Genomic DNA, 14,749 nt, shown 5'->3' on the forward strand with positions numbered 1-14,749 from the left:
AAGCATTACAAGCATGAAAAAACAAAAATACAATGCAAATCAAATCTACGGATTAATGCACACAGACATCGAGGGAATCGATGCACTGATAGAACTGGCCCTGAACATACGATGGTCATGGAACCATGCCTCGGATGAACTATGGCAACAACTGGATCCGGAACTTTGGGAATTCACGCAGAACCCATGGGTAATTTTGCAAACGATTTCACGAAATCGACTGGAGGAACATTTGGCAGATCCAGCTTTTCGGGAAAAGCTCGATGGCCTATTAAAGGCAAATGAGCAAGCGAATTCAACTCCCACTTGGTTTCAGAAAAAGCATCCGAAGACACCGCTTACCACTATTGCCTATTTTAGTATGGAATATATGCTTAATGAGGCCCTACCCATATATGCCGGAGGCCTCGGAAATGTAGCGGGTGATCAATTAAAATCAGCCAGTGATCTGGGGGTACCCGTTGTTGCCGTGGGACTACTTTATGCCAAAGGCTATTTCCGTCAGGAAATTGACAAATATGGAACGCAAAATGCCTTATTTCCCTATAATGACCCGGGACAATTGCCCATTACGCCCTTACGTTTACCTAACGGGGAGTGGCTACGTATAAAGGTATCGTTGCCGGGTCACCCGATATGGCTCCGGGCATGGCAGGTACAGGTAGGACGGTCTAAGCTCTATCTGTTGGATAGCAACGACGCTGCCAACTTGCCCATACATCGTGGAATAACAGATGAGCTGTATGGGGGTGGGCCAGAACTCCGCATAAAACAGGAGATTATTTTGGGTATCGGGGGCTACCGGCTGCTTAAGGCCCTGGATATAATTCCCGAAGTTTGCCATATGAACGAAGGGCATGCCGCTTTTTTGGTCCTGGAACGAGCCAACGATTTTATGAAGGCGAACGGTACCTCGTTTGAAGAGGCACTTACCGTTACTCGAGCGGGCAACCTATTTACCACACACACTGCGGTTGCAGCTGGTTTTGATCATTTCAGTCATGAGTCTATGGAATACCATTTAGGTACTTATGCCAAAGAACAATTGGGCATAAACTTTCATGATTTGATGGCCTTGGGGCGGACAGACGCCAATAACCGATCGGAGAGTTTCAACATGGCCTATCTTGCCATTCGTGGCAGCGGGGGGGTAAATGGCGTTAGCCGATTGCACGGAGAGGTAAGTAGAACTCTTTTTAACAATCTTTTCCCGCGTTGGCCATTGGAGGAAGTTCCGATAAGCCATGTAACAAATGGAGTGCACATGCCATGCTGGGACTCCAAATATGCAGATGAAATCTGGACGGAATCCTGCGGAAAGGACCGCTGGAGGGGCGAACTCGATGATCATTCTGCACATATTTCAAAGTTATCCGATGAGCAGTTATGGCAATTTAGGACTAAATCCAGAAACAGGCTCGTCGGTTTTATAAGGCAAAGGTTTGAGAGACAGGCAATAGTCTCGGGCCTACCGTCGGAAGTGGTTGGTATCGCTAACCAAGTTTTTGACCCGGACACCTTGACATTGGGCTTTGCCCGCCGATTTGTGCCTTACAAAAGACCGGACCTCTTATTGCAGGATCCGGAACGTTTTGTACGAATTCTTACCCATCCAGAACATCCGGTACAATTGGTGTTGGCCGGTAAAGCACCCCCTTTCGATGAATCCGGGAAGGCCTTGATACGAAAATGGGTGCAATTTATCCAAGAACATAATTTGTACAAGCATGTCCTCTTTCTAAGTGATTACGACATTATGTTGGCGGAAAATTTGGTGCAAGGTGTCGATGTGTGGCTCAATACGCCGAGACGACCATGGGAAGCCAGTGGTACCAGTGGCATGAAAGTACTTGTAAATGGAGGCCTCAATTTGTCGGTACTGGACGGTTGGTGGGCCGAGGCATATAGTCCTGAAGTGGGTTGGGCATTGGGCGATGGCCAAGAACATGGAGATGATCCGGCATGGGACGCACACGAGGCAGCAGAATTATATGAAATACTGGAACAACAGGTCGTCCCCGAATTTTACGCACGTAACAAAAAAGGGGTGTCGGAATCCTGGGTGGAACGCATGCGAAAAAGTATGGCGATCCTAACGCCTCGTTTTTCCGCCAATCGAACGGTTCGCGAATATACGGAGGACTATTATCTGCCAGCGGCAATCAACTATAAAAAATGCGCAGCTAGGAAAGGAGCTAAAGGGAAAAGAATTGTCAGCGCAGGACATGATCTTAAAAATAAATGGGATACCATACAATTTGGGAGAGTCGAAATTGAAAGTGAACGCCAAAAGCACCACTTTAAAGTAGTCATATGGTTGAAAGGAATAGACCCCAAACATATTCAGGTAGAACTATTCGCGGAAGGCTTGAACGGTGAAGCGTCCGAAAGGATCAAAATGACATTTGATTGGTTGGGGGAAGATGGTGCACATAATTTTTATGCACAGGCAAATACTTCCCGACCTTCAGATCATTATACCGTTCGTATTGTACCCAGCTACGAAGGCATTTCTGTACCATTAGAAGACAACTTGATTTTGTGGCAGTATTAGAATAGAACTTAAAATATAAAAAGAAAAATGGAGACACTGAAATATCATGAAACCATAATAAAAAAAGTCTGTTTCGACGAGGAGCTGTTGCAGATAGAACTGAAGAAGGCGGTTCGAAATACCACTTGTTCCGAACAACCGGCATTATTGGAATGGTGCGTTATGAGCTTGGGGCGAAATATAAAGAAATGGCATCATCTTTTATGAAAGAAAAGGATTGTGATTTTACTTATCTGGATTTATGATAGGATCCAAATAGCAATCACGTCATCAAAACCTTAGGTATAGATAATTTATAAATGTAAACTAGAAAATAAATGCTTCCGGAAAATTCAAATATCTTAACGATCAATGGTGGTTCATCCAGCATCAAGTTCGCTATGTATGAAATGGCCAAAACTCCGAAACTCATATTTTCTGGGTGTATTAACCGAATTGGGTTGGCGACTACGACTTTCAATGTTTCCAATCTCGACCTTGATGAAAAGAAGGGATATGAAATATACTGTCCCGGTTTTTACGAGGCAGCCATCTTTTTGATCCTTTGGTTAAAAAGGCAAGCTGGTTTTGATAGGGTCAAATGTATCGGCCATCGCATCGTCCACGGAAAGGCACATTCTTGTGCGGAGGTAATAGATGCAACTTTGTTAAAGGAATTAAAGCTAATAAAGGACTATGACCCGGAACATCTTCCTGCCGAAATCGAAATCATCGAACTTTTCAGGCAGCGATGCCTTGGAATATTTCAAGTAGCCTGTTTCGATACTGCCTTTCATGCAACATTACCACGCATAGCAAAGATTCTGCCCATACCAAGGCGCTTTGACCAAGCCGGCGTTCAAAAATACGGTTTTCACGGTCTATCGTATGCCTACCTCGTGGAAGAACTGAAAAAAACAATAGGTGTGGAAGAAGCTAAAGGGCGTATCATTCTTGCCCACTTGGGAAACGGGGCCAGTTTAGTGGCTTTGAAAGAAGGGAGGAGTGTCGAAACCACTATGGGATTTACCCCGGCAGGTGGGTGTGTCATGGGCTCCCGAAGTGGGGATTTGGATCCTGGGGTTGCTTGGTTTATGATGAAAAGCGAAGGTCTGAATACTAAACAGTTCAATCATTTGATCAATCATGAAGCTGGTCTCTTGGGGGTTTCGGAAACCAGTGCCGATATGCAGGACCTACTGCAAAAAGAAAGTTCAGACGAAAGGGCAGCTGAGGCGGTAGCCTTATTTTGTTATCAGATAAAAAAGTGGATCGGTTCATTTATGGCTGTATTAAGTGGACTTGATATATTGGTCTTCTCCGGCGGTATAGGTGAAAATGCCCCAATCATCCGTTCGAGAATCTGTAAAGGTTTGGGCTTTACAGGAATAGAATTGGATGAAGAGCAAAACGAACAAAATGGATTTCAAATCTCGAAGGCAGAGAGCAAAATAAAAGTATTGGTAATCCCTACTAACGAAGAGTTGATGATTGCAAAATGCACGGCAGATCTATACAACGATTTTAAAAGTAAAGAAAGACAGCATAAAAATTAATAAGACATGGAAAATCAAAATAGTGAATTAGGGTCAGTTCAAATAGCGCAGGAACTTTTGGATAAAATGGATGCGTACTGGCGGGCGGCGAATTATCTTTCCGTAGGCCAGATCTATTTAAGGGATAACCCCTTAATGCGACAACCCCTGAAGACGGAACATATTAAACCCATGTTATTGGGTCATTGGGGCACTACCCCGGGCCAAAATTTCATATATGTTCATCTAAACCGTATCATCAAAAAATATGACCTGAACATGATTTATGTGTCGGGTCCTGGACATGGAGGACCCGCCATCGTCGGAAGCACTTATCTTGAGGGAACCTATAGTGAGGTATATCCTGATATTAGCCAAGACGAAGAGGGATTGAGAAAACTGTTTACCCAATTTTCTTTTCCTGGCGGTATTCCCAGCCATGTATCCCCAGAATGCCCAGGATCAATTCATGAGGGGGGCGAGTTGGGCTATTCGCTCAGCCATGCTTTCGGGGCGGCCTTTGATAATCCAGATCTGATCGTGTCCTGTATAGTGGGCGACGGGGAAGCGGAAACAGGTCCTTTGGCTACCGCTTGGCACTCCAACAAATTTCTAAATCCTGTAACGGACGGTGTGGTACTTCCTATTCTGCACCTCAATGGGTATAAGATTGCCAACCCAACAATTCTTGCCCGGATCGGGGATACAGAGCTGGAACAGCTTTTTTTAGGGTACGGCTGGAAGCCTTATTTCATCGAGGGCGATGAACCTATGACAATGCATCGGAAAATGGGGGCATTGTTGGATAAAGTAATCGAGGAAATAAAAACGATTAAGGAGAATGCGGCTCAAAATGACAATTGGGAACGTCCCCATTGGCCAATGATTATTTTAAAATCCCCCAAAGGATGGACGGGCCCCAAGTTTGTGAATGGTTTGCCCGTGGAAAACCATTTTCGATCACATCAGGTGCCGTTGGCTGATGCTGCCAGTAATCAGGAACACCTTAAGCAACTTGAGACATGGTTCAAAAGCTACAGACCTGAAGAACTTTTTGATGAACAAGGGCATCTTTTGGCCGATCTGGTGGATTTGGCCCCTAAAGGTGAGCGGCGAATGGGTTCCAACCCGCATGCCAATGGAGGCATCTTACTGAAAGATCTTCGCATGCCCGATTTTAGGGGGTATGGCTTAAATGTATCGGTACGTGGAGAGATGGGAAACGGCGATACTCGCGTTCTTGGAGAATTCGCAAGGGATATTATCAAGTTGAACGAAAAACAACGAAACTTTAGGATTTTTGGCCCTGATGAAACACTTTCAAACCGTTTGAATTCAGTTTTCGAGGCCACTAGTAGACAATGGGAAGCCGAGATCATGAAAACCGATGAACTTCTTAAAAAAGACGGACGTGTAGTGGAAATGCTGAGCGAACACCAATGCGAGGGTTGGTTGGAAGGGTATCTCTTGACTGGACGACACGGTCTGTTTAATTGCTACGAGGCATTTATCCATATTATAGATTCCATGTTCAACCAACATGCCAAATGGCTAAAAGTAACCTCAGAGTTACCTTGGCGCAGAAAAATTGCTTCCCTGAACATTCTTTTGGCCTCCCATGTATGGCGGCAAGACCATAACGGGTTTACCCATCAGGATCCAGGCTTTATTGATCATGTCGTAAATAAAAAAGCCGAAATAGTCCGGGTATATCTGCCACCGGATGCCAATTGTCTTTTATCCGTAATGGACCATTGTTTCCGCAGCAAACATTATGTAAATGTCGTGATAGCCGGTAAACATCCCGCACCCCAATGGCTTCCCATGGAAGAAGCGGTCATACATTGTGCCAAGGGCATCGGTATTTGGACCTGGGCGAGCACTGATAGAGATGCGGAACCCGATGTAGTTATGGCCTGCGCAGGGGATGTGCCAACTCTTGAAACGTTGGCAGCAGTGTCCATATTACGTGAAAAATTACCTTATCTGAAAATACGTGTTGTAAATGTGGTGGATCTAATGAAGCTACAAACCGATACGGCGCATCCTCATGGATTAAAGGATGCCGATTTTGATATGTTGTTCACTAAAAACAAGCCTGTCATATTCGCTTTTCACGGCTATCCTTGGCTTGTACACAGGCTAACCTATAATCGAACTAACCATGCCAATATTCACGTAAGGGGGTATAAGGAAGAAGGAACTATCACGACCGCTTTTGATATGACGGTTCTAAATGATATGGATCGTTTTCATTTAGTACAGGATGTCTTGGACAGGTTGCCGAACCTAGGAGATGAAGTGGCCTATCTAAAACAGGAAATGCAGGACAAGCTGATCGAGCACAACTATTTCATACGGAAAAACGGTTTGGATATGCCCGAGATCAGAAACTGGAAATGGAAAAACTAAATGGGCTCTTTATAAGGACTATTAGAACTCCAAGAATTAGTACAATAAATTTTAATAAAACAAAATGAAAACAACGGTATTCAGCACCCACAAATTTGAAGAGCCCCATTTGGTAGCTGCAAACAAAGGCAAGCACGAGCTTAACCTACTTGATGTACGGCTGACCGAAATCACTGTTTCCTTGGCTCAGGGAGCAGATGCAGTGAGCCTATTTACGAGTGACGATGCTTCGGCCGAAGTACTTGATAAACTAAGTGCCTTTGGAATAAAATACATTGCCCTGCGAACCGCTGGATACAACAATGTAAATACTAAAAAGGCCGCTGAATTGTGTATCAAAGTTTCACGCGTTCCATCCTACTCCCCTTATGCCATTGCTGAACATACCGTCGCCCTGATATTGGCCTTGAACAGAAAACTGATCAGGTCACACAATAGGGTGAGGGATATGAATTTCTCCTTGAACGGATTGACGGGTTTTGACCTGAATGGAAAGACGGTCGGGGTAATGGGCACCGGGAAAATCGGGGCTATCCTTGTTAAAATACTCCATGGTTTTGGCTGTAAAATAATGACCTTTGATACCTCCGAAGATGAATCGCTCGTTGAAAAATATGGGGTTTGCTATACTGATTGTAAAACGCTATGCAGTGAATCTGATATCATTAGCTTACATGTCCCTTTAACTCCTTCCACCAAACATTTGATCAATGACAAGCATATTTCTCTTATGAAACCAGGAGTAATGCTTATCAATACAAGTAGAGGTGGTTTGGTGGATACCAAAGCGGTTATTCAAGGATTAAAATCAGGAAAAGTTGGTTATTTTGGGATGGATGTCTATGAAGAAGAGGAAGGACTCTTCTTTGAAGATCATTCGGATGAAATACTTCAGGATGATGTGATTGCGCGTTTAATGACTTTCAACAACGTTCTGATAACGAGCCACCAGGCCTTCTTGACCGATACTGCACTGACAAACATTGCGGACACCACAATTTATAATCTGGATTGCTTTGAAAAACAAATCGATTCGGGAAACGAAGTTGCTAATAACTAAAAACGACAAGTTTCTTTTAATCGTTTAAATATATGAATCTTAAAAAACAATCACTATGAAAAATATACTAGTACCTACCGATTTTTCCGAAAACTGTACCAAAGCAGCTAATTTGGGAATTGAAATGGCCAAGCTGTATGAAGCGGAAATCCATTTCTTTCACTTGATACATACCCCCGTAGACTGGGTAAAACTTGACAAGCTAAAAGAAAAAAGATACCCTGATACCTTGAGGGAAATCGGGTCGGCCAAATCCGCCTTACGGGAATTGGAAAAAAAGGCTGAAAAGGAAGGCTTAAAATGCCAGACATTCTTGGAATACCAAATAGAAACAACCAATATTTTACGACATTCCGGTCATTTTCATCATGATTTTATCATAACGGGAAGCAGTGGTACCAAAGGGACCGTAAGGGAATTATTGGGTAGCAATGTGGAAAAAATCATTAGAAAATCAGATGTACCCGTAATCGTGGTGAAAGGAGATGACGTTGCGTTCCCTTTTAAAAATATAGTATTTGTTTCTGATTTTATGGAGGATGTGAGTGGTGCTTTCGAGCATGTAATTTCAATTGCGAAAAAATGCAATGCCCATATTCGTTTGTTGCGAATCAACACCGAAACTGATACCAATAGTATCGAAGCAGGTCTGGATCCGATTAAGAGATTTTTGGAGAAGTTTCCCGATTTGAAAAACTATTCCATGTACGTCAATAACGAACCGTCTGTGGAAACTGGCATAAACACGTTCGTTAAACACGAACCAACGGATTTGATTGCTATGTCCACCCACGGCAGTACGGGATTTTTGAGTTTGTTTTCCAAAAGTATCGCTGAAGGAATGGCCAACCATTCCGCACTTCCGGTAATGACGATTAAAATTTAAAAAAAAGTATAATTCAATGTCGGATAGCTTAAATCAAATACAAAAAAAGCCCTTTTACAAATTATTGTTGGGAAGAACGGTCTTGCCACTCGTCACCATTTTGGGAATTGGCATCTTCTATGTTGTTTTAATGTCAACAATCGATCATAGTACTTTGCCATTCCACATTATCATAATAACAGCCGCATTGGGAAAGACCATAGTGATTACGATGACTACCTTGAAACGACTGTCAAAATTGATAAAAATCTGTCATTCATTGGAGAGATTGCTTTGGGTTTTTGGATTGATAATCACCATAAGTATTTTCTCCTTTGCAACCGATTATGCCTGTCTTTTCCAATTCAGTCCTACCACATTTGAAGGTGTTCCCGATTATTCAAACTCTTACTTGTATAATTTGTACCACTTTTTTTACTTCAGTGTGATTACCTTTTCAACAGTAGGCTACGGCGATATTATTCCAACTTCTGACGTAGCCAGATTCGTTGTTATGCTAGAAATATTTTTAAGTTTTTTCTTGATAGTCTTTGCTTTGGCCAATATTAAAAAAATACACATCAATGGATAAGATAAATATTATAAAAGCAAACGGGGACAAAGTACCTTTTGAAATAGAAAAGGTAAGAATTTCATTAGAACGAGCTGGAACCGATAAATTGTTGGTGGAAGAGATAGTTCAAGATATTGTAAAGGAAGTGTACGATGGAATGACTACCAAAAAGATATATCAAATGGCGTTCAGGATGCTCAAAGGCAAGGCTAGGGTAAATGCCTCTCGATATAAGCTTAAAAAGGCACTTATGGAACTTGGTCCTTCAGGTTATCCATTTGAAAAACTGGTAGGTAAACTATTGGCACACGAAGGTTTTGACACAAAAGTCGGAGTAATTGTTCAGGGCAATTGTGTACAGCACGAAGTGGATGTGATAGCCCAAAAAGACAATAAACATTATATGATCGAATGCAAATATCATAGTGATCAGGGCAGGAACTGCAATGTAAAGATTCCACTCTACATCCAATCCAGATTTTTGGATGTAGAAAAACAATGGGAGAAACAGCAGGGCCATGAAACCAAATTCCATCAAGGTGGTGTATATACTAACACCCGCTTCACGACAGATGCAATACAATATGGAACCTGTGTTGGGTTGTTGCTCACAAGTTGGGATTATCCAAAGGGGGACGGTCTAAAAGAACGGATAGACAGATCCGGCCTACATCCCTTAACCTCTTTAACAACATTGACAAAGATCGAGAAGTCCAAATTATTGGATAAAGGCATTGTGCTCTGCAAGGAAATTAACAAAAGCCCTTCACTATTGGAACAAATAGGTATATCCAAACGGCGACAAAAAGACATTCTTGAAGATTCGGAAAAATTATGTACCACGCATTAAAATGAAAAATAAGTAAATAAACATTTATTAATCTTAAATAGAATACAGATGAAAACAGAAGCACTACAAAAACAGAACAAAATAGACCTTGAGCCATTTTACCAAGCATTGGAGGATGAACCAAGGTTACTTGAAGAGGCCTTTGAAACACTGTTGGAGATGGTAAACTCCGAGCCTAAATCCGCAAAGAAACTGGCACTTCTTATCAAAAAGGACTTTCATGAACTGTACAAAGAAATAGCGGAATTATGCAAATCGGATGAAGACAAAGGGAACGCACCTTCCTGTTGTGGTGGACTTTAATATTTGGAATTGTGAAAGCACGAGCCTTGAAGTCCGTAAACAGGTGAATAAACAATAGTAATGGTTAGAAGGTAATAGTGATTCTGGATACTAGCAATAAAAAGATTTCAGAATAAACAGTAAAATTATTTACAGCACTTTTAAACTAAAAAAATGAACAACAACAAAATAAACATTCACTTTTTGGGCGCAGCAGGTACTGTAACCGGTTCAAAATATTTAGTGGATACAGGGGATAAAAAAGTACTTATAGATTGCGGACTATTTCAAGGACTTAAGGATTTGCGGCTAAAAAATTGGGAATATCCGCCAGTGGTGGTTTCAGAAATCGATATGGTATTGCTTACCCATGGCCATATGGACCATACAGGTTATTTGCCAAGGTTGGTAAAACTAGGATTTAAAGGTCCCATTTACGGTACCAACCCAACATTGGACATTGCCAAAATCATTTTGAACGATAGTGCAAAAATCCAGGAACAAGAAGCTGAACGGGCAAATAAAGAAGGCTATTCCAAACATAGTCCCGCAGAACCACTTTACGATTTAAAGGATGTTGAAAATACCATACCGCATTTTAAAGCGATTCCCCAATCTCAATGGATTCCATTGTTTGAAGGTATCAAAGCTCGTTTTCAGTATAATGGACATATTTTGGGTGCAACGTTCATCGAGTTGGACGTAAACGGAAAACGTTTTGTCTTTTCTGGAGATATTGGTAGAACCAATGATTTATTACTCTATCCGCCTTTAAAACCTAAAAAAGCTGATGTACTTTTTATAGAATCGACCTATGGTGGTAGGTTTCATCCTGACGAAGTGGAAGCCATTCCGCAGATTGAAAAATTGGTCAATGATACCATCAATAGAGGCGGCAGCCTGTTTATCCCAAGTTTTTCGGTAGAACGTGCCCAGTTGATGATGCTCATTTTCTGGAGGTTATTAAAGGAAAACAAAATCCCTAAAGTCCCGATGATAATGGACAGCCCTATGGGAGCCAATGTTCTGGAATTATTCCATCGCACTAGGGATTGGCACAAACTAAAAGAAATTGAATGTGATGAGATGTGTTCATATTTCACCGTCGTAAGCAGCTATCGAGAAACTATGGAATTAAGAACCGACAACAAATCAAAAATTGTAATTGCAGGTAGCGGAATGCTCACAGGAGGCAGAATGCTGAACTATCTTGAAACACAAGCTCAAAATCCCAATAATACGCTGCTGTTTATAGGTTATCAAGCGGAAGGTACTCGGGGAAGAAAATTGTTGGAAGGCAACAGGGAATTGAAAGTATATGGAAAAACAGTTCCTTTTCAAATGGAGGTAGCAGAAATAGAAGGTCTCTCGGCACACGCAGACCATACAGAGCTTATGGACTGGATGGATAAAATAAAGAATAAACCGGAGAGAATTTTCATTGTGCACGGGGAAAAAGAAGGTGCAGAAGCCCTTCAAAAGGGAATAAAAGAAACCTATGATTGGGATTCTGAAATTCCTCAGCTTTATAGCATTGAAAAAATAGGATAGTTATAAAAATCTCAAAAACAACAGATAATATGGAACAACGGTCAAATATCCTAAAATACAAACACCTCGGTATTTACACACAGAACGAGCATGTGGTCTACATGCGAGAAGATTGTCACGTTTGTATTTCCGAAGGGTTTGAAGCACTTACCAGAATTAGGGTTGCCAATACGACCAACTCTATAGTGGCTAACCTTAACGTAATAAATTCGGACATTCTGTTGCCTCATGAAATTGGACTATCAGATGCGGCGGCAAAAAGATTAAAGGTATCCGGTAATGAAACATTAAGAGTATCCCATTTAGAACCCATAGATTCATTAAGTCATGTAAGGGCCAAAATCTATAATCAAAAACTAGATTATACGGCCTTTAATGAGATTATTACCGATATCGTTGAAGGAGATTATTCCAACATTCATCTCTCTGCCTTTATTACCGCCTGTGCAGGAAATAGATTGGATGTCACTGAAATTTCAGACCTGACCAAGGCTATGATCGCTTCTGGAAAGCAATTGGATTGGAACAGGAAAATCATAGTCGATAAACATTGTATCGGTGGCTTGCCCGGTAACCGCACAACCCCTATCGTTGTGGCCATTGTTGCGGCTTATGGACTTACAATGCCAAAAACATCATCGAGAGCGATAACTTCCCCGGCAGGAACAGCGGATACGATGGAGGTAATTACGAATGTTGCGCTCTCATCGGAAGAAATTAAAGCTGTGGTAGAAAAAGAAGGTGGATGTTTTGTGTGGGGAGGTACTGCACAATTAAGTCCGGCTGATGATATGCTTATCAAAATTGAAAAAGCCTTGGATATTGATAGTGAAGGGCAGTTGATTGCATCGGTACTTTCCAAAAAAGCGGCCGCTGGTTCTACCCATGTAGTTATTGATATTCCAGTAGGCGAGACAGCCAAAGTACGATCTTTGGCAACGGCACAACAACTGCAAGAACAATTGGAAAATGTTGGCAATACTGTAGGTTTAAAAGTAAAAGTAGTTATTACCGACGGCAGCCAGCCTGTTGGAAGGGGAATTGGCCCCAATTTGGAGGCCATCGATATTTTAAGTGTACTGCGCAATGAAGAAAGAGCACCAAAAGACCTCAAAGAAAGGGCCTTATTCTTGGCAGGGCAACTGCTCGAATTATCGGAAGAAGTTGTGAAAGATAAAGGCTACGAAACCGCGACGCAAATTTTGGGATCGGGAAAGGCCTATAAAAAATTCGAAGCCATTTGCAGGGCACAAGGAAGGTTTTCACGCCCCCTAAAGGCATCCTATTCGCATGAAATTCGGGCAGGAAAAAGAGGGGTACTTCAACGAATAAATAACCGAAAGGTTTCTAAACTCGCAAAACTATCGGGAGCTCCGCAATCCAAATCTGCGGGTATTTTATTGAACGTTCATTTGAACGATAAAATAGAAAAAGGCCAATTGCTCTATACGCTCTTTGCAGAATCTGAAGGCGAGTTGAATTATGCCTTGGAATATTATGAGAATCACAATGATATTATAGTAATAGAATAAATAAAAAGAAAAATGAAAACTATATTATTCAGCCTTCCGGGAAACCAAGAATTCACGGAATTGTTAGCAAAAAAAATGAAAGCAGAAATAGGGGAATGTTCCATACGCAAATTTCCTGATGGGGAATCCTATACCCGCATCCTTTCCGATGTGAAGGGAAAGTGTGTGGTCATGATCTGCACCTTGCACAATCCAGACGAAAAATTATTGCCTTTATATTTTTTGAGCCATACGGCCAAGTCATTGGGAGCCATGTGTACCTGCTTAGTGGCCCCCTATTTGGCTTACATGCGGCAAGACAAGGTGTTTCACGTAGGGGAAGGGGTAACCTCTACTTTTTTCGGAAAATTGATTTCTGGTTTTGCAGATAGCATCACGACCATTGACCCTCATTTGCACAGAATAAGTTCTTTGAGCGAGGTATATGATATTCCGAACAGGGTCATCCATGCTGCAGATGAAATATCGAAATACATCAAGACAAAGATTCACAATCCGGTACTTATCGGACCTGATTCCGAAAGTGAGCAATGGGTTTCCGATGTGGCAAAAAAAGCAGGGGCTCCTTTTATCGTATTACAAAAAGTTCGACATGGCGACCGTGACGTTGAAGTTTCTGTGCCAGATGTGGATAAATATAAAGAGTCCACACCTGTTTTGGTAGATGATATTATTTCTACCGCAAGGACCATGATTGAAACCGTATCTCATTTAAAAAATGTAGGAATGAAACCCCCGATATGTATAGGCATTCATGCCGTATTTTCAGGAAACGCCTATCAAGATTTGTGGGATGCCGATGTACAGGATATTATTACCTGCAATACCATCCCACACCAATCGAACGCCATTGATTTAAGCGATGTCATTGCAAAGGAAGTCACGGAATTGATGCGCCATTTATGAAAATAGGATTACACTTAATATTATTCGTTTTAATGATTATTTCCGGCTATGCCCAAGACAAAATGTTGATCGGACAATTGTCCGATAGGCTGGTGGTACGGGAAAATTTTGATAAAAATGGTAACTTTCTGAACAAACAAACCTTTGAGGCAGGTGAGCTTAAAGAAGCCGATGGATATTATGAAATTCAGGTCGTGACCGAACTCTTTGATGAAAATGGTGCCTCCACCGATAAATTTACCACCACTTACCGATGTAAACCGGAAGAATCTAGTATTATGATCATGGCCTTTCCTTTTTCAAAACCAAAATCAAAGGAAACCGAAATCAATACGGTGTCCAAAAATTTCAAGGAACTCTATGATTTGACAAACTTAGAAGATATTGAACTCGAAATGAGTTTTGATTCGGGATTGCTAAATTTTTTTGGTTCCAATAGTAAAATAAAAATTTATGACCGGGTGTTGGAATCCAATGGGAATGGAAAAGAAATTAGATCTAAAATCAATATTAAAGCATACGCCATTGGAATACGAATTAAACAGTTAATTTATGTCGCAAGTGAAATATTGACGGACAAGGGTTTATTGACCTTTCAGAAATTTACCGAGGAAGACGGCAGCTATTTTATAATGACCTATAAATAATG

General features: G+C 41.5%; 13 protein-coding genes. All 13 read left to right on the plus strand.

Annotated elements, in window-relative coordinates; genetic code table 11:
- The first annotated feature begins 13 nt into the window (after positions 1–13).
- The 13 genes from glgP (at position 14) to CWD91_RS10430 (ending at position 14,747) form a co-directional block, all read left to right on the plus strand.
- Positions 14–2,554 carry an alpha-glucan family phosphorylase gene (glgP, locus tag CWD91_RS10370; protein WP_069858910.1) on the plus strand — a complete coding sequence of 847 codons (2,541 nt, stop codon included), beginning with the start codon at positions 14–16 and terminating at the stop codon, positions 2,552–2,554.
- A 27-nt stretch (positions 2,555–2,581) separates the two neighbouring features.
- Positions 2,582–2,761 (plus strand): hypothetical protein, encoded by a 180-nt coding sequence (locus CWD91_RS10375; RefSeq protein ID WP_069858912.1) that lies wholly within the window; start codon positions 2,582–2,584, stop codon positions 2,759–2,761.
- Between the two features lie 110 nt (positions 2,762–2,871).
- Positions 2,872–4,089: an acetate/propionate family kinase gene (locus tag CWD91_RS10380; RefSeq protein WP_103440876.1), complete on the plus strand. Its 1,218-nt coding sequence runs from the start codon at positions 2,872–2,874 to the stop codon at positions 4,087–4,089.
- Positions 4,090–4,095: 6 nt separating this feature from the next.
- Positions 4,096–6,480 (plus strand): phosphoketolase family protein, encoded by a 2,385-nt coding sequence (locus CWD91_RS10385; protein ID WP_103440877.1) that lies wholly within the window; start codon positions 4,096–4,098, stop codon positions 6,478–6,480.
- 64 nt (positions 6,481–6,544) lie between these two features.
- On the plus strand, positions 6,545–7,540 hold the full coding sequence (locus CWD91_RS10390) for a 2-hydroxyacid dehydrogenase (protein ID WP_103440878.1): 996 nt from the start codon (positions 6,545–6,547) through the stop codon (positions 7,538–7,540).
- A gap of 55 nt (positions 7,541–7,595) precedes the next feature.
- Positions 7,596–8,426, plus strand: a complete 831-nt coding sequence (locus tag CWD91_RS10395) for a universal stress protein (RefSeq protein WP_103440879.1) — start codon at positions 7,596–7,598, stop codon at positions 8,424–8,426.
- 16 nt (positions 8,427–8,442) lie between these two features.
- Positions 8,443–8,997 (plus strand): ion channel, encoded by a 555-nt coding sequence (locus tag CWD91_RS10400; protein WP_103440880.1) that lies wholly within the window; start codon positions 8,443–8,445, stop codon positions 8,995–8,997.
- Positions 8,990–9,829: an ATP cone domain-containing protein gene (locus CWD91_RS10405; RefSeq protein WP_069858924.1), complete on the plus strand. Its 840-nt coding sequence runs from the start codon at positions 8,990–8,992 to the stop codon at positions 9,827–9,829. The genes CWD91_RS10400 and CWD91_RS10405 overlap by 8 nt, the downstream gene beginning before the upstream one ends.
- Before the next feature lie 48 nt (positions 9,830–9,877).
- Positions 9,878–10,132: a hypothetical protein gene (locus CWD91_RS10410; RefSeq protein WP_069858926.1), complete on the plus strand. Its 255-nt coding sequence runs from the start codon at positions 9,878–9,880 to the stop codon at positions 10,130–10,132.
- Between the two features lie 153 nt (positions 10,133–10,285).
- Positions 10,286–11,662: an MBL fold metallo-hydrolase RNA specificity domain-containing protein gene (locus tag CWD91_RS10415; RefSeq protein WP_069858927.1), complete on the plus strand. Its 1,377-nt coding sequence runs from the start codon at positions 10,286–10,288 to the stop codon at positions 11,660–11,662.
- Between the two features lie 29 nt (positions 11,663–11,691).
- Complete coding sequence (locus CWD91_RS10420; protein WP_069858929.1) at positions 11,692–13,194, plus strand: thymidine phosphorylase family protein; 1,503 nt, start codon at positions 11,692–11,694, stop codon at positions 13,192–13,194.
- Between the two features lie 12 nt (positions 13,195–13,206).
- Positions 13,207–14,100 carry a ribose-phosphate pyrophosphokinase gene (locus CWD91_RS10425; protein ID WP_069858931.1) on the plus strand — a complete coding sequence of 298 codons (894 nt, stop codon included), beginning with the start codon at positions 13,207–13,209 and terminating at the stop codon, positions 14,098–14,100.
- Positions 14,097–14,747 (plus strand): hypothetical protein, encoded by a 651-nt coding sequence (locus tag CWD91_RS10430; protein ID WP_069858933.1) that lies wholly within the window; start codon positions 14,097–14,099, stop codon positions 14,745–14,747. Before CWD91_RS10425 ends, CWD91_RS10430 begins: the two co-directional genes overlap by 4 nt.
- The last annotated feature ends 2 nt before the right edge of the window (positions 14,748–14,749 follow it).

This window comes from Arenibacter hampyeongensis, from assembly GCF_002909255.1.
GTDB lineage: Bacteria > Bacteroidota > Bacteroidia > Flavobacteriales > Flavobacteriaceae > Arenibacter > Arenibacter hampyeongensis.